Origin of the sequence: Desulfosarcina variabilis str. Montpellier (assembly GCF_048565275.1) — a bacterium.
Lineage (GTDB): Bacteria > Desulfobacterota > Desulfobacteria > Desulfobacterales > Desulfosarcinaceae > Desulfosarcina > Desulfosarcina variabilis.
In genome coordinates this window covers 3,506,793-3,530,259 of record NZ_CP159846.1, presented here as the reverse complement: position 1 = coordinate 3,530,259, position 23,467 = coordinate 3,506,793, and the positions used below count along the sequence as shown (strand labels likewise).

At 57.9% G+C, this 23,467-nt stretch carries 18 protein-coding genes; 14 read left to right on the top strand and 4 right to left on the bottom strand.

Features of this window, described 5'->3' with window-relative positions:
- Window positions 1–603: 603 nt before the first annotated feature.
- Window positions 604–3,789: a response regulator gene (locus Dvar_RS15965; RefSeq protein WP_419662684.1), complete on the bottom strand. Its 3,186-nt coding sequence runs from the start codon at window positions 3,787–3,789 to the stop codon at window positions 604–606.
- 1,284 nt (window positions 3,790–5,073) lie between these two features.
- Here Dvar_RS15965 and Dvar_RS15960 point away from each other — a divergent pair.
- From Dvar_RS15960 to Dvar_RS15895, 14 genes are all read left to right on the top strand, one after another.
- A complete protein-coding gene (locus Dvar_RS15960; protein WP_419662683.1) occupies window positions 5,074–5,451 on the top strand; it encodes an NADH-quinone oxidoreductase subunit A in 378 nt (125 codons plus the stop codon).
- Window positions 5,427–5,966, top strand: a complete 540-nt coding sequence (locus tag Dvar_RS15955; RefSeq protein ID WP_419662682.1) for an NADH-quinone oxidoreductase subunit B — start codon at window positions 5,427–5,429, stop codon at window positions 5,964–5,966. Before Dvar_RS15960 ends, Dvar_RS15955 begins: the two co-directional genes overlap by 25 nt.
- The gene (locus Dvar_RS15950) at window positions 5,963–6,529 is read left to right on the top strand and encodes an NADH-quinone oxidoreductase subunit C (RefSeq protein ID WP_419662681.1); all 567 of its coding nucleotides are present in this window, start codon (window positions 5,963–5,965) and stop codon (window positions 6,527–6,529) included. The genes Dvar_RS15955 and Dvar_RS15950 overlap by 4 nt, the downstream gene beginning before the upstream one ends.
- 1 nt (window position 6,530) lies before the next feature.
- A complete protein-coding gene (locus Dvar_RS15945) occupies window positions 6,531–7,697 on the top strand; it encodes an NADH-quinone oxidoreductase subunit D (protein ID WP_419662680.1) in 1,167 nt (388 codons plus the stop codon).
- 51 nt (window positions 7,698–7,748) lie between these two features.
- Window positions 7,749–8,726 (top strand): NADH-quinone oxidoreductase subunit NuoH, encoded by a 978-nt coding sequence (gene nuoH / locus Dvar_RS15940; RefSeq protein ID WP_419662679.1) that lies wholly within the window; start codon window positions 7,749–7,751, stop codon window positions 8,724–8,726.
- Window positions 8,727–8,965: 239 nt separating this feature from the next.
- The gene (locus Dvar_RS15935) at window positions 8,966–9,517 is read left to right on the top strand and encodes a 4Fe-4S binding protein (RefSeq protein ID WP_419662678.1); all 552 of its coding nucleotides are present in this window, start codon (window positions 8,966–8,968) and stop codon (window positions 9,515–9,517) included.
- A gap of 5 nt (window positions 9,518–9,522) precedes the next feature.
- Window positions 9,523–10,035, top strand: a complete 513-nt coding sequence (locus tag Dvar_RS15930) for an NADH-quinone oxidoreductase subunit J (RefSeq protein WP_419662677.1) — start codon at window positions 9,523–9,525, stop codon at window positions 10,033–10,035.
- Window positions 10,032–10,340 carry an NADH-quinone oxidoreductase subunit NuoK gene (nuoK, locus tag Dvar_RS15925; protein ID WP_419662676.1) on the top strand — a complete coding sequence of 103 codons (309 nt, stop codon included), beginning with the start codon at window positions 10,032–10,034 and terminating at the stop codon, window positions 10,338–10,340. Before Dvar_RS15930 ends, nuoK begins: the two co-directional genes overlap by 4 nt.
- 7 nt (window positions 10,341–10,347) lie before the next feature.
- The gene (locus Dvar_RS15920) at window positions 10,348–11,841 is read left to right on the top strand and encodes a monovalent cation/H+ antiporter subunit D family protein (protein WP_419662675.1); all 1,494 of its coding nucleotides are present in this window, start codon (window positions 10,348–10,350) and stop codon (window positions 11,839–11,841) included.
- A gap of 51 nt (window positions 11,842–11,892) precedes the next feature.
- Window positions 11,893–12,171, top strand: coding sequence for a hypothetical protein (locus tag Dvar_RS15915; RefSeq protein ID WP_419662674.1), 279 nt, complete (start codon window positions 11,893–11,895; stop codon window positions 12,169–12,171).
- Window positions 12,155–13,945 (top strand): Na(+)/H(+) antiporter subunit D, encoded by a 1,791-nt coding sequence (locus Dvar_RS15910; protein ID WP_419662673.1) that lies wholly within the window; start codon window positions 12,155–12,157, stop codon window positions 13,943–13,945. The genes Dvar_RS15915 and Dvar_RS15910 overlap by 17 nt, the downstream gene beginning before the upstream one ends.
- A 211-nt stretch (window positions 13,946–14,156) precedes the next feature.
- Window positions 14,157–15,722, top strand: coding sequence for a complex I subunit 4 family protein (locus Dvar_RS15905; RefSeq protein WP_419662672.1), 1,566 nt, complete (start codon window positions 14,157–14,159; stop codon window positions 15,720–15,722).
- Window positions 15,723–15,724: 2 nt separating this feature from the next.
- Entirely contained in the window at window positions 15,725–17,149 is a 1,425-nt protein-coding gene (locus tag Dvar_RS15900; protein ID WP_419662671.1) for an NADH-quinone oxidoreductase subunit N, read from the top strand.
- Window positions 17,150–17,387: 238 nt separating this feature from the next.
- Window positions 17,388–17,852: a hypothetical protein gene (locus Dvar_RS15895; protein ID WP_419662670.1), complete on the top strand. Its 465-nt coding sequence runs from the start codon at window positions 17,388–17,390 to the stop codon at window positions 17,850–17,852.
- A 654-nt stretch (window positions 17,853–18,506) separates the two neighbouring features.
- On the opposite strand, the gene Dvar_RS15890 is transcribed toward Dvar_RS15895, so the two are convergent.
- From Dvar_RS15890 to Dvar_RS15880, 3 genes are read right to left on the bottom strand one after another with little or no spacing between them, the layout of a single operon-like run.
- On the bottom strand, window positions 18,507–19,346 hold the full coding sequence (locus Dvar_RS15890) for an AAA family ATPase (protein WP_419662669.1): 840 nt from the start codon (window positions 19,344–19,346) through the stop codon (window positions 18,507–18,509).
- 50 nt (window positions 19,347–19,396) lie between these two features.
- Window positions 19,397–20,977, bottom strand: a complete 1,581-nt coding sequence (locus tag Dvar_RS15885; RefSeq protein WP_419662668.1) for a GumC family protein — start codon at window positions 20,975–20,977, stop codon at window positions 19,397–19,399.
- A 55-nt stretch (window positions 20,978–21,032) separates the two neighbouring features.
- On the bottom strand, window positions 21,033–23,438 hold the full coding sequence (locus Dvar_RS15880) for a tetratricopeptide repeat protein (protein ID WP_419662667.1): 2,406 nt from the start codon (window positions 23,436–23,438) through the stop codon (window positions 21,033–21,035).
- Window positions 23,439–23,467 lie beyond the last annotated feature (29 nt).

Here is a 23,467-nt window from a genome sequence, read left to right as displayed (position 1 = left end):
AAAAATTTACCAAATCAGATTTTATATCTTATCATATATCAAATATTGTTGACAACAACATATTCAATCAGCGCTCCGTTGCTCTGGAAAAAGATATAGTGTTTAAGATAATGTTTTTGGCAAGGCCTTAAGGGAGGAAGTTTCAGCATCGATGTTACGTTTGCGAATGTTCATTTTTTCCTAAGAGCCTGTTTGGTAAATCCGTCTAAGGCCCGCTAACGGCGTTGGAACGTGTCTAAAAATGCTCACATATTACATATATGCGCAGCAATTGAGCCACGTTCCGCCTTGTTATCGGGCCTGATCCAGACTTCTCAAACAGGCTCTAAACGGGGCGATTCAAATTCTGGTATGCCGGAATCGGAGCCCTCAAACAGAGAAGGCTCCCCGGAAATCAGCAAGTCGGATTTCCAAGAAGCCTTTGATGATTTGCTCGAAGCTCCCATTTGAAAAATATGGCCGTTGACCGGTACCAGGTCATGGCGTCCTATTGGTGTTGAAGCTCGGCAAATTCATATACTATGTTAATGTCAAAAACCACCCTTATCAAGACCTAATATTATTTTTTATCTACGCCCTGTAATCACCGCAGAATGTCTTTTTTCAGGGTGCTAAGTCATTGATGGTACTTAAAATTTTGTTAAGCGTGGTGAGCGCATTGTCGTAATCATAGGTGGCAATCTGGTTGGCCAGCGTTTGAAAGTCCGTACTGTCAAGATGCTGTCCGACGGCCTGCAGGTGGGTTTCAATCGCCTCCGGATCCGCCATGTCCAGCGCCTTGCCAAGCTGCTCGAGCAGGGATCGGAGCTGCTTGGGATCGACCAATGTCGCGGGTTTGTCCTCGGACGCGTTTTGCGATGGGGCACGGAGGCGCTGAAGGGATTGCAGGACCTGCTGCAATGCGGTGTCCAGATGATGGATTTCCGATGCCTCCGGCGCCTGTGTGCGGCATTGAATTTCCACGGCCTGGGCGGCGGCTTGCAACCCCTGGGCACCGATGTTGGCGGCAATCCCATTGAGGCGGTGGGCCAGATGCTGCAGGGTTTTCCATTCTTTTCGCGCGACCACGGCTTTGATTTGTGAGCGCGTTTCCCGGTTGTCCCTGGCAAACCCCAGCAGGATCCGTTGAAATGCATCCGGTGCGATGCCCAGGCCGGCAAGGGCACCGCGGATGTCGATACCCGGCAGGGCTTCCGGAAGACCGGTGGCGTGCGTCTGGGCGGCCGGTGCGGTTTTTTCTTGCAGGCGGTCGACGGGGGATGCCTGTGGTCCGCCTCCCCGTTCAATGGCTTTCCACAGGGTGCGATACAAACGGTCCTGTTTGATGGGTTTGGCGATATAATCGTTCATCCCCGCCGTCAGGCACCGTTTATCGTCGCCTTTCATGGCGTGGGCCGTCATGGCAATGATGGGCAGGCCGGCAAAACGATCATCCTCACGGATCCGCCGGGTGGCCTCGAGTCCGTCCATTTGCGGCATCTGAATGTCCATCAGCACCGCATCGTATGGCTTATTTCGAACTTTTACCAGTGCGTCTTTACCGTTATCGGCGATATCCACATGGACGCCGGCCTCTGCCAGCACGGCCTGCGCCACCTGCTGGTTGGTGGGGTTGTCTTCCACAACCAGCACACGACACCCGCCAAGGCGGGTTTTGGCGACCGATGCCATGGGGTCGACCGTTGCCTGCGGCTCCCCTTCGTAAACGCCCTGTTTACCGAAGGCATCCATGATGGCATTGAAAAGGGGCGACGGATAAACCGGTTTGGTGAGAAACCCGGTGATGCCGGCGTCCTGGCTGTCCTGCCGTTCATTGTCTCCGCCAAAGGCCGTAATCAGAATGATGGGAATCGCAAGCTTCAAGTCGCTTCTGATTTTGCGTGCCGTTTCAATACCGTTTAGTTCCGGCATCCGCCAATCCATGATCACCAGGTCAAACGGGGTCGCACGCGACGCGTTACCTTCCAAGCGCTTTAATGCTGCCGTGCCCGAGGACACCGTTTCAACCGTGAAACCAAAAGACTCCAGCATTTTTTTGACAACTGCACAGCTGGCCATGCAGTCGTCGACAACCAAAACGGCCAACCCCTGGATATTCGCAGGCGGGACGTAATGCGGCTTTTGGTCGGCGGGCGGTCTTTCAAAGGGCAGGCTGAAGGTAAAGGTGCTGCCCTCGGCCAACCGGCTTTCCACCTGAATCGTGCCGCCCAGCAACTCCACCAACTGCCGGCAGATACTCAATCCAAGACCGGCGCCCTCATATTTGCGGGCCGTGGAGGCATCGGCCTGGCTGAACGGTTCGAACAGTTTGGGGATGTATTCCGGTGCAATGCCCACGCCGGTATCCCTGACGAAAAAGGTCAACTGGGCATGCTCGGGCAACAGCGCCGGGGGATGGGTGCCGATCACGATAGTGCCGCCGGGCGGCGTAAATTTAACCGCGTTGTCCACCAGATTCTTGAGAATCTGTTGCAACCGCAAGGGATCGCCGACCAGGTGACGGGGTGTTTGCGGATCGAGATCGACAAGCAGTTCGATGTCTTTTTTGCCGGCCTTGGTGGAAAACAGCGTCGTCACCCGGTCCAGCACGTGAAACAGGGTAAAGGGACGTGATTCCAGATCGAGTTTGCCAGCTTCAATTTTTGAAAAATCCAGAATGTCGTTGATAATACCGAGCAGGGAATAGGCCGAGGCGGAAATAATTTTCAGATAATGCTCGAGTTTGGGCGACAGTTCCTCGTTCAGGGCAAGGTCGGTGGCAGCGATCACGCCATTCATGGGCGTTCGAATCTCATGGCTCATGTTGGCCAGAAATTCACTTTTAGCCTTTGTGGTGGCTTCGGCCGCCTCCTTGGCTTCGATCAATTTCTTTTCCACCCGTTTTCGTTCACTGATATCCCGCAAAATGCCGATGGCATTCCATTGCCCCTTTAATTTGACGGCGGAAACCGACAATTCAATGGAAAATTCTTCCCCATTTTTGCGAAGCGCGGCCAGTTCCAGGGTCTGTCCGATCACGGCACCGTCGCCGCTGGATTGGAAGGTGCTGACGCCCTGCTGATACTTATGCCTGAAGCGCTCGGGTGCCAGCCAGAGATGCAATTCGCGGCCCAGCGCCTCGGTCTGGGTATATCCGAATACCTTTTCCGCCGCCTGGTTCCAGAATGAAATGCGGCCGTCGCTGTCCATCATGATGATGGCATCCTGGGCGGAGGAACTGATCTGACGGAATTTCTCTTCACTCTCCTTCAGCGCGATCACCGCTTCATTGTGTGCCTCTTCCACCTCGAGCCCATGCAGAGCAAAACCGATATCATCGGCCACTTCCTTGAACAGGGCCTGTTCTTCCTCATCTTGAGCCAGTTCCCGGGGGATCGACACGGATAAAAAGCCATACGTCCGATGACCATGCGCCAGACGCACGGTCATCGCGCCCCGTGTGCTGTAATGCTGTGCCAGCGGGCAGTCCGGGCAGGCGTGACGCGGATCCGCAGTGTGGATCACGCCTTTGTTTTTCAGGGCCAGATGACCGCAATGGGTCAATTTGCCCTGTTGGAGCTGTTCGGACAGTTTCAGAAAGTCCGTTTCCATACCGGCATGAAGCACCTTGATCAATTTCCCATCGGGGTCCAGCAGGGCAATCCAGGCATTGTGATATCCGCGATTTTCGATCAGGTTGTCACAGATTCCCTGAAGCAGACGATCCGGATCCTTTTCCCGGGTAATCAGTTCGTTTACCCGCCGGATGGCTCGCAAAACCAGATTGAGATGGGCGACCCTGTCTTTCAAGCGCCACTCCTTTTAAAAGATGGCTATGATCGCAACTGTGGGTAGGATGTATCGCATTAATAAAAAGTATATGAAATATGGGTTGGTCCCGTCAAGGACAGTATTGTTTGTGTGTTGTCGCATCCTAACATGCTCTTAAAAAGGCCGTGCTACCGCTTTCTTCATTTCCATAAACAGCTGCAACCCTGAGAATCAATACAAGATAGACAAGAGAAGTGATGCTGGGTTTACTTTTTTTAACACGGGCAGATTTACTCACTCAGTCAAAGGCTATTTTGTTGAACTCAACAAATCACTTATTTTCTCAGTGCACTTGAAAAAGCACACAAGAGTACTTTTATGTTTCCTTTTCCAAGAAAGAGTCACAATGACCCATTAGAGTCAAAATGACCCTACCCTATTGTAACCGTTATCGACACAACGATTCGCTTCCCCTGCCCCTCAGACATTCCAAGACGGCGATGAGAATTTTACTTAACATACTACTTTTCTCTATAATCAATGAACTGATAACGATGCTGCCCGTATGCTCGATATCGAACTTTTTGATAAGTACTTATCAAAAAAGGCCGCGACCTTTGTGGACACCGCACCCGTATTGATTATATACTCACCCACAACATCCCGACAGATGCATTATTCTTTTTCTTCTTAATATGTTATTTGGCAATCAAGACACTGCATGGGGTTTACCCGCCACTGCATTCCCTCCTCCCCGATGTCGGTTTTTCTGGACATTTCGCTTCAGGAATAAAGCGATATGGCGATCATCCTATTTCTTCCTTCATATTAGCGGTTTAACTGGTTTTGTAAAATCGGCCAGTAACGAGAAAAGATATTCGCAATAAAAAAATATCTTCATATCATTAATATTTGCTTGACATTTGATCCGAAAAGAGGGATTCGAAACCCTTTTTTATCGGTGATGGTTCTTCTTTACTACTCACCTGAGGCAAACAGTTCTATCTGAACTGCAACCCTCAACGTCAAGGTTTGCAAGGGGCCACGGTAGCGCCCCTCGTGTCGATGACTGGGAGGATTATCGGCATAATTCTGCAGCCTGAAAGTAATGGAGTAACCTGTATAAGTGAAAGACACGGCTGCCCCCAAACAGGGTCGTGCCGGGTCATGCACTGTTGCGCCCATTTTATGTGTCGGGGGTCCTTGTGCCTGAATTGTCGGGAATGGATTTTTGCGGCATCCCAGACATGCTTATAACTATATGTTTTTATTTATTAAATATTTTCTAAACGTTTTTCAGACAATCTTTTTCGAGGAGATGTCATGACTCTCAGCTGGATGCACATTGCCATCACCTGCTTCTTTCTGGCCGGATTCGCCATGGCCATCGGTCCGCTGGTCGCATCACGCCTGCTGGCCCCCCGCGCAAGGGGCGGCGATCTGGGCATGCCCTACGAGTGCGGTATGCGCCCGTTGGGCGACGCCTGGATCCGCTTCGGCGTGAACTACTACATCTATGCCCTTTTGTTTCTGGCTTTCGAGGTCGACGTTCTCTATCTGTTGCCCGTATCGGTCGTCTACAACGATCTGGGCCTGGATGCCTTTTTCAAAGTGTTCGTTTTCCTGTTCGTTCTTTTTCTGGCAATCGTTTTTTTCTGGGCGAAAGGAGTATTTACATGGCCGCGTCGCATCAATTACTAAAACCTGCCGTCACCGATCAGAAAGCACCGCCCATCAGGGCCGACTTCACCCAGCAGGTCCTGGACGTCTGCCGTTCCATGTCCTTGTGGCCCATGACCTTCGGGCTGGCCTGCTGCGCCATCGAGATGATGGCCGTGGGCATGGCACGCTTCGACATCGCCCGTTTCGGCGCCGAGGTCTTCCGCCCCTCGCCGCGCCAGTCCGACCTGATGATCGTGGCCGGCAGTGTCACGCGCAAAATCGCACCGGCCGTAGTCAGGCTCTACGAGCAGATGCCGGCCCCCAAGTGGGTCATGGCCGTGGGCAACTGCGCCATCAGCGGCGGTCCCTTTGCCTTTGAGAACCAGTACGCCCTGGTCGAAGGCGTGGACCAGTTGATTCCCGTCGACGTTTACGTTCCCGGCTGCCCGCCGCGGCCGGAGGCGTTTCTGGAAGGCCTGTTTCAGCTCCAGGAAAAAGTCACCGGCCGGCGCTGGTGGCCCGAACCCGGTAAAAATGGAGGCGGCCGGTCATGACCCAGGATATTTTCAGCAATCTCGAATTGTTGCTCGACAGCCGGCCCGATCCGCAAACCAGCGGCATCTGCCGCATGGTGATGATGGCCCCGGAAACGCTGCAGCCCGCCGCCTGGGATTTGCTGGCGGCCGGTTATCACCTCGAGGACGTCAGCGCCCTGGACGCCACCGAAGGGTTTCTGGTGACCTATCATTTTGACCGCTTTGGCCGTCCCGCCGGTAGCGGTCCCATCCGGCGTATCGCCTTGCGGGTGCGGGTCGACCACAGCGAAGCGCATCTGCCGTCCATCGCCCCCATATTCAGCGGGGCCGAATGGCACGAGCGGGAGATCAGCGATTTCTACGGTATCCGTTTCGAAGGCAACCCCAACCCGGCGGCCCTGCTGCTGCCGGAAGGAGACGAGACCACGCCCCTTAGAAAAGCACCGGACAAGCGCCGCAGCCTCAAAGATCTGATCGACCCGGGACAGGTCGTTTTCAAGGCCCCCGGGGTCGAGCTTTGGGATGCCGATCCTCAGCCGGCCACAGGATCTTCACGCCAACCCGATCATGAGCAGGGATAAAATGTCGACACAATCAATCAAAGAGCAGATCAGCGGTGATTACTACACCTGCCGCTTTGAAGCGGGCCGCAGCGAAGACACGCTGATCCTCAACATGGGGCCCCAGCATCCCTCTACCCACGGTGTATTGCGCATCATCCTGGAACTGGACGGCGAATACATCGTGCGCGCCGAACCGGTCCTGGGCTATCTGCACCGCATGCACGAAGCCATGGCCGAAAACCGGACCTATCTGCAGTATCTGCCCAACATGGGACGGGTGGATTACCTGCACGCCCTGGCCTGGAACTGGGCCTATGTGGGCGCGGTCGAACGCCTGGGCGGCATCGCGGTGCCCCGGCGGGCCGAGTATATCCGGGTGATCACCTGCGAATTGAACCGCCTGGCCAGCCATCTGCTGTGGTGGGGCGCCTACCTGCTGGACCTGGGGGCATTCACGCCGATCATGTACGCCTTTGACGACCGCGAACGGATTCTGGACATGATCCAGTCGGTGTGCGGATCACGCCTGACCTACAGCTTCTTTCGCCCCGGTGGCGTGGCCGTTGATCTGACCGACGACTTTCTGCGCGCGGTAGGCGAGTTCACCCACTACATGCGGGGGCGTCTGCCCATGTACAAGACCCTGGTTACGGACAACATCATCCTTCGCAAACGCTGCGAAAACGTCGGTGAGCTGACCCTTGAGATGTGCCGCCGCTATGGGGCGACCGGTCCGGTCCTGCGCGGCTCGGGCCAGCCCTATGATGTGCGCCGCGCCGAGCCCTACGGCGTCTATCCGGCGCTTTCCTTTACCATCCCCTCGGAGGCCGAGGGCGATGCCATGGCCCGCTACCGGGTGCGCATGGATGAAATGCAGCAGTGCCTGGACATCCTGGATCAGGCCATTGCCGACATCCCAGACGGTGCATTCCTGGCCAAGGGCGCCCCCAAACCGCGCTGGAAAGCGCCGGCCGGCGAGACCTACTTTGCCGTGGAAGGCGCCCGGGGCAAAATCGGCGTGCATCTGTTCAGTGACGGCAGCAACACGCCCTACCGCTGCAAGCTGCGCGCACCGGGGTTTTCCAATCTGAACTGCTTCGCTGAAATGGCCCGCGGCACGCTGTTGTCCGATGCGGTTTCCATTCTGGGAAGTCTGGACCTGGTGATCCCGGAAATCGACCGTTAATGATTAACCCAACGACCATGAGAGCCTTTTTGAGAAAACGGAAATTGATTTATGACTGAATTCATCTTCTCTCCGCAATTGCTTCACATCGCCCTTGCCGCCGTGGCCGTCATGGCCTTTGTGGGCGCCAACGGCCTGGTCCTGGTCTACATGGAACGTAAACTGGCCGGCCATTTCCAGCGCCGCCCCGGGCCTTACGAGGTGGGCTGGCACGGTATCCTGCAGCCCTTCGTGGATGCCGGCAAGCTGATCGGCAAGCAGCTGATCACCCCGGACGGTGCCGACCCTCTGCTCTACTGGCTGGCGCCGGTGGTGGCCTTCGTATGGGTGCTGGCCCTGTTTATTCCCATCCCCTTCAGCCCCTGGCTGACGGCCTTTCCCATGGATCTGGGCCTGGTGCTGATTCTGGCCTTTGCCGGCACCGGCCTGCTGGCCCTTTGCATGGCCGGCTGGGGCTCCAACAACAAGTGGTCGCTTCTGGGTGCGGCCCGGGCTGTGGCCCAGTCCGTGGCCTACGAGATTCCACTGCTGCTGGCGATCCTGGCGGTCGCCTTCATGTGCGGCACCTTGAATCTGTCCACCATCGTCGAGCAGCAGGGCCGCTGGCCCTGGCAGTGGAACATTCTGACCCAGCCGCTGGCCTTTGCCGTTTACTTCATCTGTGCCGTGGCCGAAACCAACCGGGCACCCTTTGACCTGCCCGAAGCCGAAAGCGAGCTGACCGCCGGCTTTCACACGGAGTATTCGGGCATGGCCTTCGGCCTGTTCTTTCTGGCCGAATACGCCAACATGATCGTGGTCTGCGCCATGGCCACAGCCCTTTTTCTGGGCGGCTGGCAGGGTCCGTTCTTCTCGGGGGTCTGGTGGTTCCTGTCTAAAATGTACCTGCTGCTCATCGCCATGATCTGGTTTCGCTGGACCTACCCGCGGGTGCGCTTCGACCAGCTGCTCAACATCAACTGGAAATGGCTGCTGCCCCTGTCCCTGGTCAATTTGATGGGTACGGCGCTGTTGACGAAACTGCTTTAGGGGCGTTCGGGCACCGGGAGCCTCCCGAGCTGTAAATCACTGCCCGATGTTTAGTTGGAGAAAGTGTTAAGTTTCAAGTGTTAAGTGTTAAGCGGTGGATGAACTCCTATTTTTTTTAAAATCGGTAGATACCTTTAATTAAAACTTAACACTTAAAACTATAGTACGCTGTTTTGCATGCAACCATACCAATTCATCGGTTCGCTAACGCTGTTCGGAGAACCGGAGAAGGGACAACCATGGGCTTTAAAGAGAAATTAAAGGATTTCACCGATCTGATCAGTCTGCTCAAAGGCCTGGGCGTGACCGGCGATGCGGCCCTGCGGCGGCAGGTCACCGTTCACTATCCCCGCCAGGAGGTGGACAACCTGACCACCTTCAGGGGGCCGCTGGCTCTCGTGCCCAACCCCAGGAATCCGGCCCGGTCCAAGTGCATCGCCTGCCTGATGTGCATGTCCACCTGCCCTTCCGGCTGCATCAAGGTGGTCAAGAAAAAGGCACCCAAGCCGACCCCGGAAGAGAAAAAGGCCATGGCCGAGGCCCGGAAAAGCGGTGAGAAAGTCAAAAAACCCGCCGCTCCCAAAGCGCCGGAGACCTTTTCCTACGACTACAGCCTGTGCAGCCTGTGCGGCCTGTGCGCGGAAGTCTGCCCGGTGGGCGCCCTGACCTTTTCCCATGAGGCGTATATGGTCAGCCGTGATCCCAAGCAGCTGACCCTGGATCTGCTGGGCCGCATGCAGCCGGCAGCGCCCTTGTCCACCGGCGACCAACCGCAAACGCAGGAGGCGTAACCGTTATGGAACAATCCCTGGCTAAAATCGTTTTTTATGCCTACACGGCCGTGATCGGGGTCGGCGCGGTCATGGCCGTCACCGAACGCGGTCTGGTGCGCTCGCTGGTGGGCCTGATCGCGACCATGTTCGGCGTGGCCGGGCTTTACCTGCTCATGGCGGCCCCGTTTATGGCTTTCATGCAGATATTGATTTACATCGGCGGCGTGTCGGTGCTGATCTTCTTCTCGATCATGCTGACCCATGCCGCGCCCACCGGTGATGAGGCCAAACGTCGCCCCCTTCGCAAGCGCATCAACGCCATTTTCGCCATGCTGGTGCCGGCCGCGGTGCTCACCGTGGGCATCGTCAAGCATGGCACCAGCGGGTTCGAGAGACCCGAGGCGGTGAGTCTGCCCGACCTGGGGATGGGCCTGATGGGGCCGTATCTGCTGGCCTTTGAATTAATCTCGGTAGTCTTGTTCGTCGCCATGGCCGGCGCGGTCATGCTGGCCTGGCGTCAGTGGGGGAGGAAATGAGCTCATTACAACTGTATCAACTGGTCGCACTGGTTCTGCTTTGCGTGGGGCTGTACGGGTTTATCTGGCGCCGCTCGCTGGTCGGCATGCTGATCTGCCTGGAACTGATGTTGAACGGCGCCGGCCTGTCCATTGTCGCCGCCTCCCAGCACACATCGGCCGATGCCGTCCTCGGACAGCTGGGTGCCCTGCTGGTCATGGGTCTGGCCGCCGCCGAGGCGACCCTGGTGCTGGCCATCGTGCTGGTCGTTACCCGTCGTTTTAAAACCTCCGAGAGCATCCGCGTCTCCGAACTGAAGGGATAGCGCCATCATGACACCCCAACCGGAAATCGTTCAAACCCCTGTTTTGCTCGTTCCTTTATTGATTACCCTGGCTGCGCCCCTGGGCATCTACTATTTGAGAAAAAGCCCCAATCATCGCGAGGGCGTCTCATTTCTGGCCAGTGCGCTGACCCTGCTTGTGGTCCTTTCCATGGTGCCGGCCGTGCTTGCCGGCCGCATCCAGACGTTTACCCTGTTCACCCTGATGCCCGGCGTTACCGTACGTTTCGCGGCGGACGGCCTGTCCATGATCTTCGCCATCGTCTCCAGCCTGTTGTGGGGCGTGACCACCGCCTACAACATCGGCTACATGCGCTCGCTCAACGAGCACGCCCAGACCCGCTACTACGTCTGCTTCGCCGTAGCGATCTTTGGTGCCCAGGGCGTGGCCTTCTCGGGTAACATTTTCACCTTGTACCTGTTCTATGAAATCATCACCATGTTCACCTACCCGCTGGTGGCCCACCACCAGGACGAGGCCGGCTATGCCGGTGCCCGCAAGTATCTGATCTATCTGGTCGGCACCAGCAAGCTCTTCTTCCTGCCGGCCATGGTCATCACCTATCTCTTGTGCGGCACCCTGGACTTTCATCTGGGCGATATGGTCACCGGCATCTTCCCGCCTGACGCCGATCCTTTCCTGGTTCAGCTGACCTACTGGCTGTACATCTTCGGCCTGGCCAAGGCGGCGCTGATGCCGCTGCATAACTGGCTGCCCTCGGCCATGGTGGCCCCCACACCGGTATCGGCCCTGCTGCACGCCGTGGCCGTGGTCAAGGCGGGCGTATTCTCCATCTCGCGGGTGATCCTCTCGGGCTTCGGCGTTCAGACCATGGCCGACCTGGGACTGGGACTGCCCACGGCTTATCTGGCCGCCCTGACCATCGTGGTCGCCTCCCTGATCGCTATCACCAAGGACGACATCAAGGCGCGGCTGGCCTACTCCACGGTCAGCCAGCTGAGCTACATCGTCATCGGCGTGGCCATGCTCACCCCCCTGGCCGTGGAGGGCGGGGTCCTGCACATCGCCCATCACGCCTTTTCCAAGATCACCCTCTTCTTCGGGGCCGGCGCCATCTACGTGGCCTCGCACCTGAAGCAGATCAGCCGCATGGGCGGCCTGGGCCGGCGCATGCCGTTTACCTTCGGCGCCTTTTCCCTGGCGGCCCTGTCCATGATCGGCGTACCGCCGGTGTGCGGCTTTGTCAGCAAGTGGTATCTGGTCAACGGCGCGGTGGACACGGGCCACATGATTCTGCTGGCCGCCCTTCTGACCAGCACCCTCTTAAACGCCATGTACTTCACGCCCATCGTGATCAAGGGCTTTTTCGGCCGGCCTCATCCCGAAGTGGCCATCGAATCCATCCGCGAGGCGCCGACCTGCATGGTCTTGGCACTGTGTTTTACGGCAACCGTGTCCGTGCTGCTGGGCCTTTACCCCCAGGTTTTCATGCAGTTCTTTTCGGTTTTTGCCGGCCAGTGAACGGTAAACAGACTTAGACCAACTATTATTTGAAGTAAAGAGGTCGTCAACATGAGTGACTTTAGCGGAGAAAAACTGGGAGACATGCTGGATCACACCCGCAAGCGACACGCCGGGCCATGGAAGCTGGGGCTGCTGCTTTTTCTGGGAATTCTCCTGATTGCCAACCATTTTGTCCATCCCCACCACGCCGAGTTCGGCATCGACGCCTATACCGGATTCTGGGCCGCCTTCGGATTGGTGGTCACGGTGATGATGGTCGTGATCATGAAAAAAATCATTCAGCCCATTTTGGTGCGCCCCGAGGAGAACGATGATCTGGACAACTGATTTCCTGCATCCGGCCTGGCTGTTTATCGCCCTGGCCCTGGCCCTGCCCTGGGTCAAACTTGAAAAACCGCGAGGGCGCTGCCTGCTGCTGGTGCCGCCGGTCGTGGCCATCATCGCCGTCTTGGTCATGAACCACGGCACCTATGGCCAGATTTCCTACCTGGGCGCCGATTTGGTGCTGGGCCGGGTCGATACCTTGAGCGTGGTCTTCGCCAGCGTGTTCGCCATCCAGGCCCTGATCGGCATGATTTACAGCCTGCACCTTGCCGACCGGGCCCACCAGGCCGCGGCCAGCCTGTATGTGGCCGGTGCCTTCGGCTGCGTGTTCGCAGGTGACTACCTGACCCTGTTTATCTTCTGGGAACTGATGAGTGTGGCCAGCACCTGCCTGGTATGGCTCAATCGCTGCGAGCGCTCCACCCGGGCCGGGTTCCGCTATTTTATGTTTCACACCCTGGGCGGATTGCTGCTCCTGGGCGGTTTGCTGCTGCGCTGGCAGGCCACCGGCTCCCTGGCCTTCGATCCCATCGATCCGGCGGCGGCCCAGCTGTATGACTGGCTGATCCTGGGCGGATTCTGCGTCAATGCCGCCGTGGTGCCCCTGCATGCCTGGCTGCCCGACACCTACCCGGAAGCCACGGTCCCCGGCGCGGTGTTCATGTGCGCCTTCACCACCAAAACCGCGGTCTACGTGCTGGCCCGGGCTTTTGCCGGGTTCGAGATCCTGGCCGTGGCCGGCACGATCATGGCGGTTTACGGGGTGCTGTACGCCTCCATGGAGAACAACGCCCGTCGCATCCTGAGCTATCACATCGTCAGCCAGGTCGGCTACATGGTGGCCGGTATCGGCATCGGCACGGCCATGACCATCAACGGTGCGGTGGCCCATGCCTATGCCCATATTCTTTACAAGGGCCTGCTGTTCATGGGCACCGGCTGTCTGCTATATGCTGCCGGCACCGCCAATCTGGACCAACTGGGCGGCCTGGTGCGGCGGCTGCCCTGGGTGATGATCCTTTACATGGTCGGCGCGGTGAGTATTTCCGGCGTGCCCTTTTTCAACGGGTTCATCTCCAAGACCATGACCATTCACGGGGCTGTTGAACATCATCACCAGATCATCGGCCTCCTGCTGGAAGTGGCCGCCGTGGGAACCTTTTTGTCGGTGGGCATCAAGCTGCCCTACTTCGCCTTTTTCGCCAAGGCCGACAATCCGGTAACCCTGAAACCCATTCCCAGGAACATGATGGTGGCCATGGCCATTGCCGCCGGGCTTTGCTTTCTACAGGGCGTCTATCCCCAGATGCTTTACCGCATGCTGCCCTTTCCGGTCGAGTACGTGCCCTACGACACCTGGAAGGTGCTGCAGGCCCTGCTTTTGCTGGGCTTCACCGGCTTAGGCTTTATACTGGTGCGTCGGACGATCCGCCCCCACGCGGGGCGCAACCTGGACGTCGACGCCCTTTACCGGGTGATCGGCCGCGGCCTGACCGCGGCGATCACCCGGCCGCTGGCCGCCATCGATAGCGTGTGGACCACGGTCTACCGGGTCGTGGGCCTGCGCGTGCTCACCGGCGTGGCCCGCATGGCCGGCATTTTCGATAAGCAAGGCATCGATACCGTGGTGGACGGCACCGCCTATACCGTGCGCAACACCGGCCGTCTGGCTGTACGCATGCAGACCGGCCGCCTGCAGGATCACCTGGCCTGGATGATGGTTCTGGCCCTTCTGGTTTTTGCGGTGGTGTGGTGGGTTGCCGACATTGGAATATAAGTAGGCGAAAAAAGGATGAACTCGTTAAAAGCCGCTAGTCGGACGGGTTTGTAAAAAGCCCGAGATCAAGGCTTGCGAGTCCTGAGGAATACCGCTATCGCGGGTGCCGTAGGCAGCGTACATAGAGTACTCCGCAGTGACGAAGGATGAAGCGTAACGCCGATATCGGGCTTTTTACGAATCCGTAAACAATAAAAAATTGGAGCTACCGATGTTTGAAACCGCTCATTCCGTACTCACGGTGCTGATCTTTTTTCCCCTGGCGGCCTGCCTGGGGCTGATCCTGCTGCGCCATGAAACAGCCATCCGTTATTATACCCTCGGCGCGCTGGTGCTGGAACTGGCCCTGGCCATGCCGCTTTTGGGCTTCGATCCCGCCGCGGGCGGGTTTCAGTTCGTTCAGAAAGTGCCCTGGGTCGAGGCCTGGGGGCTTTTCTACCATGTGGGGCTGGACGGCATCAGCCTGTTCATGGTGGCCCTGACCGTGGCCATCATGCCCCTTTGCGTATTGTGCTCCTGGCGCTACATCAGCCGGCGGGTCAAGGAGTTTCATTTCTGCCTGCTGTTTATGACCAGCGCCTGCGTGGGCGTCTTCTCGGCCCTGGATTTTGTCCTCTTCTACATCTTCTGGGAAGCCATGCTGGTTCCCATGTATCTGCTCATCGCCGTATGGGGCGGACCGGACCGGCGCTACGCCTCGATCAAGTTTTTTCTCTACACCCTGGCCGGTTCCACCCTGCTGCTGGTGGCCCTGATCGCCTTCCGGTATGTGGGCGGCACCTTCTCCATTCCGGAGTTGATGACCGGCGACTATGCCTTTGGCTTTCAGTGCTGGACCTTTCTGGCCATGGCCCTGGCCTTTGCCATCAAGGTGCCCATGTTTCCGTTTCATACCTGGCTGCCCGCGGCCCACGTTCAGGCCCCTACGGCCGGCAGTGTGATCCTGGCGGCGATCCTGCTCAAGATGGGCACCTACGGGTTCCTGCGCTTCACCCTGCCGCTGACACCGGACGCCAGCCATTTTTTCGCCCCCCTGATGATCGCCTTTTCCATTGCCTCCATCATCTACGGCGGGGCCGTGGCCCTGTCGCAGACCGATATCAAGAAGATCATCGCCTACAGCTCGGTGGGGCACATGGGCTTTGTAACCCTGGGCATTTTCCTGTTCAACCTGCGCGGCCTGGAAGGCGCCCTGTTTCAAATGCTCAACCACGGCATCACCACCGGCGCCCTGTTCATGATGGTCGGGGCGGTGTACGAGCGCAGTCACAGCCGCGAGGTTACGGACAACATGGGGATGGGCAAATACCTGCCGGCCTACATGGGTTTCTGGGGACTGTTCGCCTTCAGTTCCTTCGGTTTTCCCGGCACCAACAGTTTCGTGGGCGAGCTGCTGGTGATGCTGGGCGCCTTTGAGGTGAAGACCTGGATCGGCCTTGCAACCGTGCCCGGCGCCTTGCTTGCCGCGGCCTACATGCTGCGCCTGACCCAGAAAATGGCCTGGGGCGCCCCGGCCAATGCTGCCACCTGGAAGGACCTGAACAAGCGCGAATGGCTGTATCTGTTGCCCCTGGCGTTTTTCGTGCTTTATATCGGGCTGGCGCCGACCCCGCTGTTCAAGGTCATGGACCCGTCCCTGAAAACGGTCACGGCCCGGCTGCAGACCGAACCGACTGCCGTGGCAGGTCACAGCGGCCCCCAATCAAACGAAGCATCCGCAAAACGCGCAATACTGCTGACCGATGCAAAACCGCACAATCCCGCGCAGGAGCGATAAAAATGGATATCCGACCCGAATTGATTTTGAGTGAGGGCTATCAGCTGCTTTTGGTGGCGCTGCTTTTCATCCAGAGCCTTGACCAGCGCCTGCAAAAGCCCGCCGTGAGATGCTGGCTGCCCACCATGGCCGGCCTGGGCGTGTGCCTGGCCCTTTATAATCTGAATGCCAGCGGCGTGATCTTTTCCGGTACCTACTGCGTGGACAAGCTCTCCCAGTTCTTCAAGGTGCTGATCAGCATGGGCTTTGCCCTGGCCGTGCTCAACGCCAGCCGCCAGCCCACGCTGGACAGGGAGAAGCGCGCCGACTACTTTCTGCTCATGGGCCTGTCCGTGCTGGGGCTGATGATCCTGGCCTCGGCCGCGGAAATGATCACCATTTATCTGGCCCTGGAGCTCAGCTCATACAGCCTGTACGCCCTGGTGGCCCTGCGCGGCCGTGAGTGCCGGGCGGCCGAGGCGGCCATCAAATACATCTTTTTCGGGGCCGCGGCCACGGCCCTGGCCCTGTATGGCTTCAGCTATATTCTGGCCACCCAGCACACCAGTTATCTGGTCCAGCTGGCTGAGAAAACATGGAGCTGGTCCGAAACCCCCCTGGCCATCGTGGGCATGACCCTGTTCATGGGCGGCATGTTCTACAAGCTGGCCCTTTTTCCCCTGCACTTCTGGGCCCCGGATGTCTACCAGGGAGCCAGCAACGAAACCGCGACCTTTATCGCCACCCTGCCCAAACTGGGCGCCCTGGTCGTTCTCATGCGCCTGGTGGCTGTGATTCCCGGCCCCCAGGTGACCCTGGTGATCGCCATTCTGGCGGCGGCATCCATGACCTACGGCAACCTGTCGGCCCTGGCCCAGACCGACGTCAAGCGACTTTTAGGCTATTCGGCCATTGCCCACGCCGGCTACCTGATGGTCGGTCTGGTGGCGGGCACCAACCAGGGCCTGGACGCCGCCGCATTCTATATCCTGGTTTACGTGCTGATGAATTTCGCCTGCTTTTGGGTCATCTGCCGGGTGGGGGCCGACGGCCGCAACCTGAAGCTGACGGACCTTAACGGTCTTCATCACCGGTCACCGGCCCTGGCCTTTGTGCTGGCCGTGGGCGCCTTTTCTCTGGTTGGCCTGCCGCCTACGGCAGGGTTCATGGGCAAGTTCTTTCTGCTCACCAGCGCCTGGGATCACGGCTACAACTGGCTGGTCGTGGTCGCGGCCGTGAACACGGCCATCAGTATCTACTACTACCTCAATCTCGTCCGTCACGCCTACACCCATGACGAACCCGAGCGCCTGGGCGCCCTGCAGCGCGAGCCCCTTTTCAGCAATGTCTGGGGCCTGATGCTGGCCGGTCTGGTGCTGCTGCTGGGAGTGCTGCCCGGACCGGTGTTTGACGCTGCCGTGGCCGCGGGCAGTAATCTGATTCGTTGACCGATGAATCACCGGCCCCTGCATCACAGGTGGTTTGATAAAAACAAATAAGAAGATTTTTTGCAAACGGCAGTGCCTCCACCGAGGCGCTGCCGTTTTTTTTCCCCTCGTCAAATTCTGATCAACGCGTAAAAGAATTTGCCTCAAGTCACTACCAACGTATAAAATCATCACCAGCTACATTCCTGACAAATTTCGACATGGCATAACAACAACTGCAGCCAAAAGGAAATCCTCAATGCTCAGATTTGCTGGACCGATTTTCATGGTATGGATGATGCTGGTCATTCCCGCCACTGCCGGGACAAATGCGATCGTCATAAAGCTGTCCAGCGCATCATCGGTGGTTCACGGCGGGGATGATGTAGTACTGGATCTTTGTCTGATCGCGCTTATTGCAACCAAAGCACCGCCCGAAGCCTGGATCGGGCAACAGGTACCCATCGATCAGGGGCAAATTTTGGCGCAGTCTTTTTTGAACGATTTATCCGTTAATGCCCCCATGTATTTTTTATTGGGCGTGGAGCCGGGGCTGCAGCAAAGCAAGTTCCAATTCAGTTTCAAATACCGGCTTTTCAATCCCGATGGCTACATCGCGGAAAAAGCGTCCTGGGTATCGAAATTTCATTTTGGGAAAAAGCCTGAACTTTTATCTGCAGGCACAATACTTCAGCGGTTACGCCGAAACATTGCTGCACTTTAAAGAGCGCCACGATGCCATCAGGCTGGGGTTCGGGATCGTCCGGTAAGTCGGTTGGGGTTGGGATTGATATGCGGTTGTCCACGCCCTTATTTTAACCACGAATTGCGCGAATCACACGAATCGTTTTTACTCATTCCCATTCGTGGTTCCCTTCCTGCCCCGCATCATTGGGTTTAGGTGAGGACATCAATCGCCCAAACAGCAGGCAATTCCCGCCGGTATCGGCTCAAGATGACTTTTCGGTAATCTTTCTGTCATTTTCCCGTAAGCTTCGGGTGGTACCTTGCGCTCAACAAACGGAGCCCCTGCCGGCCGGTTCATGGTGTCAGGGCGTCCGATCTTATAAATACTCTCTTCATTTTTCTCTCTGCCTCGCCGGGCCGCCATTTGGCGGCCCGGTTCCTTTTTCAGCCCAGGAAGGTTATCGAGTTGCCAAAGCAAGCGTTCTGCAGCGGGACGACTCGTTTTCATTGTTGGAGCGTTGGGAACAAGCCCTGCCCCCTACACCACCGGGAAGATCGGCACCGCCGTACGCTCTGAACAGGCTGCCCAAAACAACAAGGGCGGTCACGCTATTGGTCAGCGTGCCGCCCTTGTGAGTGTAATTGATGATGGGATGGCTGTCAGTGGGCCATCGTCATCGGGGATACTCCATTACCGATAATAGTAGGGATAGCTTGTGTCGGCTTCTTTTTGACGATTCATCACAAAGCCCAGCAGTTTCTTCTCGGGGAGTACTTCCAGGCTTTTGAAGACATCCTTCATGTTGGTTCTGCCCTCCGCCACCACCAGGATGATGCAGTCCACCAGCGGGACCAGGGCCAGGGTATCTGCGCCACTGAGCACGGGCGGTGTATCCAGAAGGACAATCCGATCCGCATAGCGCGATTTCATTTCATCGACAAGGCATTTCATGCGCGAGGACCCCAGCGCTTCGGCCTCGCTGACGGTGGCGACCCCCCCGGAAATAAAACTCAACTTATCAATTCCCGGCCAGATGATGACATCCTCCAGGGGCACGTCATCGATGAGGTGGTCACGAAGCCCGACACCGCTTTCAATGCCGAAATACTTGTGAACATCCTGGCGTTTGGCATCGCAATCGACCAGCATCACCGTCTGGTCGTAGGCCCTGGCCATGGTCAGGGCCAGGTTCACCGACGTCAGCGTCTTGCCATCCCCGGGGGTCGGGCTGGTGATCATCACGACACGGTGGTCATGATCCTGGGCGCGCTTTTGAATCCTGGTACGCAGAATCTTGTAGGCATCCACTTCCGGCGAATCCGGCTCGATGCAGATGCACCGATTCGACTTGACAACGCACGGATCCGCCTGCATCGCGGTTGACCGGTTGTAGACCGGCGAGATGCCGGGCGGTGGGTTCGGTGTTCTGGCCCCCTTCGCCATCGCCGGATGGCGGTGGGCAAGCGTGGATGATTTGGCGTCCGACCGGCGCCTGGTGCGAACTTTTTCGATCAAGCCTTGAAACGTCATGTCGTTGTCCTGTGGGTTGTGGATAGGGTAAGTGGCAGCGGCTGGATCGGTCAGCTCGACAGATCCAGACGCCGCAGCAGTTTCATCACCACCAGATCGAGATCGGTCATGGTGAAATGAATCGCCACCAGGCCCGCCACGATCAACACCACTGCGGCGCCAACCGCGGCAATGCGCCAATTCCGGCGTTTAAGCAGATCCCTGTCCGTAAGGATCAGCGGCACACCGGTCAGCATCGGCAAACCCGTCACATGGCTGAGCAGATCCGGGCTGTAAATGCGGTCATCGAAGTAGGCAATGGCCAGGACCAGTCCGCCACCGGCGAAGATCGCCAGCACAACGCCGACCACGACAATGGCCAGGCGGTTGGGTTTGAAGGGCTTGCGGGGCAGGCGCGGGGACTCCAGCAGGCTGAACCGCTCACCTTTCTGCTCCGCTTCCAGGCCGTGGGCGATCTGGGATTCGAGAAGTTTGTTCATCAGGTCGTTGTATTTGGCCTGGGTACTGTTGCGAAGCATGAGGAGCTGGCTGTAGGCCTCTTCCACGTTGGGTGTGGCCACCACGCGGCGCTGGTACTCGTCGGCCTCGGAAGCCAGACTGTCGATCTGCTGTTGCGTGGAACGAATGTCGGCTTTCACCGCGGCCAGCTGGGACATCATGCTGACGTATACCGGATTGTCCGGCGCCCCCTTTTTGCCGGACTCAAGCGCGGCCAGCTTGCTTTCGAATTCTTCGATTTCAGCACGGGTCTTGACCACATCCGGATATTCGTCGGTGAATCGTTTGGTCAATGCCACCAGTTCAATTTTCAGCGTTTCCAGCCGCTGGCGGGCAGCGATCTCGGACTCATCTTTGACGTACGGCTGCAGCCCCGCCAGCTGCGCTCTCAGGTAGCTTTCACGCTCCTTGAGGCTGCGCATTTCCTGCTTGGCGGCTTCCATATTGCGATCGACGTTGTTGAGGCTCTGCATATTCACCTGCAGCATTTCGGGCAGCTGGTTGATATGCGCCTGCTTGAACTGGGCCACCCGTCCCTCGATGACCGAAAGCTCTTTTTTGATGCGCTCGGATTCGGAACGCAAAAATGCCGAGGTTTCCTCGACCTGCTGAACGCGCTCGGCGATATTCTTCTCCATGTAGAGCGAGACAAGGACATTGGTAATCTCCTGCACCTTGCGGGGATTCTTGCCCTGAAAGCTCAGGTTGAAGGCGATCGTGGCCTGGGTGGCGCGGCCGGTGCGGGTATCGAGGATTTCGGCGCTGAGCGGTTTGAGCAGCGTGTCCGAGCGCATTTTGGCGACGATCTCTTCGCTCGAGGCCTTGTCCTTGAGTTCGGGATAGGGGTCATGGGTGTTGATAATCTCAAGCAGCGAGGTGTAGCTCATGATCTGCTGCTCAATGGTCTGGATACGCTGTTCGGCAAAACTGGTCACCGTGGAGGTCACGAAATCGGACGGCACTTCCTGGGCTTCGATCATAATCGTTGCCTCGGAGCGATAAACCGCCGGCATGGCAAAGGCGATCAACACCGCAGCGAGAAAAATACCCGTTGCAGTCAGAAAGAAAATCAACCGGTGTCGCTTGAAGATGTTCAACCAGTCAGCAAGGGTCATTGTTTCGATGGGCTGCATGACATCCTCTTCTTGTGAATTTAGGTTGTTCTATAATCTGATGAACGCCCGAAAATCAGCTCAGGTGCTTGAGCACCTGTTCCGCGTCCTCGCGGGCCGGGAACGCATGGTCGCCGGCCAATGCCTTTTCCAGGGTCTGCCGGGCTTCGTTCTCGCGGCCCAGCTGGTAGAGCAGGATGCCCATATGGCTGAGGATCTCCTCGGAATCCGGGGCGCGTGCCAGGGCCTGTTCCAAAGGGGGCAAGGCCTTGGCGTAATCCCCCAGGCGGTAGTACAGCCATCCCACGGTGTCCAGGATCGACGGATCGTCCGGCCGGCGGGCCAGGGCGCGCTGGGCCATGTCCATTGCCTGGTTGAAGTCATTGGCATCCCTGGCGGTGACACTCATCAGAAAGGCCAGGTTGTTCATGGCCGAGACAAAATCTGGATTGCGGTCCAGGGCGCGCTTGAAAACATCCATGGCCGCGGCATAATCCCCATCCTGGTAATGGATCTGGGCCAGGGTCAGATAGGTGGACCGGGCTTCCGGCAGTTTGGCGAGGGTCGCTTCCAGGTTGGACACGGCCTGATCTTTTTTGCCCTGCAGGAGATACAGTCTGGCCAGGTTCTCGTGGATGGTGGGATTGAGGGGTTGGCGGTCAATGCTCTGCAAAAGCGCTTTTTCCGCCTCGGCATATTGACCGCTGGACAGGTGAACGAAGCCCAAAAGGTTCAGGCCCAGGGCTTTCTCGCCGCCCGCGGCCATGAAACGCCGGCAGGCTTCACGGGCCGCGTCCATGCGATCGTGATCGACATGGTCCTTGACCAGTTTGCTCACCAGCGGTCCGGACTGCGGGTTGCGGGCCAGGCCGGTTTCAAGGAGCGTCAGCCCGTTTTCAGAAATGCCCTTCATCCGGTAAAGGCGGTGCAGACGCAGGTAGCCTTCCGGCTGTTCGGGAAAATCACGGACCACGGCCAGGTAGACCCGCTCGGCGTCGGCCTGCTTTCCCCCGGCAAACAGAAAATCCCCCAGTTCCACCTGGGCCCGCAGATCCGCGGGATGATCGGCAACGATACGTCTCAACTGGTCCTGGGCCGCGGCCCGGTCATCGGCATTGACATAAACGCGGGCCATGGCGCGGCGAACCTGTTTGTCCGTGGGCTTGATCTCAAGCGCCCGTTTCAAGACATCCAGCGCCATGGTCGGGGACGCGTCCATCAGGTGAGCGCTGGCCAGGCCAAGGTATGCGGGAATGAATTCCCGGCGTTCGTCAATCACGGTCCGGAAGTCGGAGACCGCAGCGCTGGCATTGCCTTCGAGCAACCGGATGCTGCCGTTCAGGAACCGGGCGTCAACGTTGTCCGGGCTGCCGCCCAGCACCCCGTCAATGCACCGCCGGGCATCATCGGTGCGACGCATGGCCAGGTATGCCCGCGCCATGCCCGTTTTGGCCTTGATGGCCGCCGGATCATCCTTTTTCTCGGCAAGCGTCACAAAGGCCTTGAGGGTTTCCAGCGCGGCTTGCGGGCGGTTATCGTTGATCTGCACATCGGCCAGCGCCAGATGCATGGCCGTATTCCCGGGCGCGGCTTGAATCCCGTCGGCAAGCAGGGTCTCGGCCTGTCGCAGGGCAGCGTTTTCACTGAGCAGCTGGGCCGCGCCCAGGCGCAGCTGAACATTGCCGGGGTCCCCTGCCACCATGTCGGCGATAAGGGCCCGGGCGTCATCGGCGCGGTCCTGGGAAAAATAGAATTGCGCCAGATTGAACCGGTGCACCGGCTGATCCGGTGCCAGGGCAATGATCTTTTTCAAACCGCGTTCCGCCGCTTCGCTTTGCCCGGTGCGCAGACAATACTGCACCATGCCCAGGTTCAGCCCGATGTTGTCGGGATGCGCCGCCACCCCGCGGGCCAGCAGCGCGCCGGTTTGCGCCAGGTTGTCGTTGCGGGCAAAGGCCGAGGCAAGCATCAGATAAAGGTCCGTCTGGTCCATGCCGCTATCAAAAAGCCCCTGCAGATAGGCAATCGCCGCATCCGTATCCTTGCCGGCCAGTAAAATGGCGCCTTTCAACAGCAGGGCGTCCGCGTGCCGGGGGCGCTGGTCCAGAATCAGGTCCACCTTTTCCATGGCCGCCTGGACCTGTCTGGCCGAGAGCAGGAGCCGTCCCAGCTGAAGCTGCGCATCCAACAGCTGGGGGTCCAGATCAACGGCTTTTTGCAGCGCCCGGAACGCCGGCTGGAAATGGCTTTGCTTCAGCTCCGCCATCCCGAGCATGTAATAGGCCTGGGCGTATTTGGGATTGATCTGGATAACGTTTTTAAACGCCAGCCGGGCCTTGACAAAATCGCCGGAGTGGTAGGCGGTCTTGCCGGTTTCGAAAAACTGCTGCATCTTCTCTTCCTGGCTGGCGCATCCGCAAATGGCTGTCAGCAGTACCAGCAGCACGATGCCGCTTCTCATCACAGCGATAAATGGTGCCATAACACGATCCTTATCTTCTCTTTGGCGGC

What these genes read in the sequence shown, in the direction of transcription:
- Dvar_RS15960 (WP_419662683.1), top strand. Translation starts at nt 5,074, where the DNA reads ATGACTCTCAGCTGGATGCACATTGCCATCACCTGCTTCTTTCTGGCC.
- Dvar_RS15955 (WP_419662682.1), top strand. Translation starts at nt 5,427, where the DNA reads ATGGCCGCGTCGCATCAATTACTAAAACCTGCCGTCACCGATCAGAAA.
- Dvar_RS15950 (WP_419662681.1), top strand. Translation starts at nt 5,963, where the DNA reads ATGACCCAGGATATTTTCAGCAATCTCGAATTGTTGCTCGACAGCCGG.
- Dvar_RS15945 (WP_419662680.1), top strand. Translation starts at nt 6,531, where the DNA reads ATGTCGACACAATCAATCAAAGAGCAGATCAGCGGTGATTACTACACC.
- nuoH (WP_419662679.1), top strand. Translation starts at nt 7,749, where the DNA reads ATGACTGAATTCATCTTCTCTCCGCAATTGCTTCACATCGCCCTTGCC.
- Dvar_RS15935 (WP_419662678.1), top strand. Translation starts at nt 8,966, where the DNA reads ATGGGCTTTAAAGAGAAATTAAAGGATTTCACCGATCTGATCAGTCTG.
- Dvar_RS15930 (WP_419662677.1), top strand. Translation starts at nt 9,523, where the DNA reads ATGGAACAATCCCTGGCTAAAATCGTTTTTTATGCCTACACGGCCGTG.
- nuoK (WP_419662676.1), top strand. Translation starts at nt 10,032, where the DNA reads ATGAGCTCATTACAACTGTATCAACTGGTCGCACTGGTTCTGCTTTGC.
- Dvar_RS15920 (WP_419662675.1), top strand. Translation starts at nt 10,348, where the DNA reads ATGACACCCCAACCGGAAATCGTTCAAACCCCTGTTTTGCTCGTTCCT.
- Dvar_RS15915 (WP_419662674.1), top strand. Translation starts at nt 11,893, where the DNA reads ATGAGTGACTTTAGCGGAGAAAAACTGGGAGACATGCTGGATCACACC.
- Dvar_RS15910 (WP_419662673.1), top strand. Translation starts at nt 12,155, where the DNA reads ATGATCTGGACAACTGATTTCCTGCATCCGGCCTGGCTGTTTATCGCC.
- Dvar_RS15905 (WP_419662672.1), top strand. Translation starts at nt 14,157, where the DNA reads ATGTTTGAAACCGCTCATTCCGTACTCACGGTGCTGATCTTTTTTCCC.
- Dvar_RS15900 (WP_419662671.1), top strand. Translation starts at nt 15,725, where the DNA reads ATGGATATCCGACCCGAATTGATTTTGAGTGAGGGCTATCAGCTGCTT.
- Dvar_RS15895 (WP_419662670.1), top strand. Translation starts at nt 17,388, where the DNA reads ATGCTCAGATTTGCTGGACCGATTTTCATGGTATGGATGATGCTGGTC.
- Dvar_RS15890 (WP_419662669.1), bottom strand. Translation starts at nt 19,346, where the DNA reads ATGACGTTTCAAGGCTTGATCGAAAAAGTTCGCACCAGGCGCCGGTCG.
- Dvar_RS15885 (WP_419662668.1), bottom strand. Translation starts at nt 20,977, where the DNA reads ATGCAGCCCATCGAAACAATGACCCTTGCTGACTGGTTGAACATCTTC.
- Dvar_RS15880 (WP_419662667.1), bottom strand. Translation starts at nt 23,438, where the DNA reads ATGGCACCATTTATCGCTGTGATGAGAAGCGGCATCGTGCTGCTGGTA.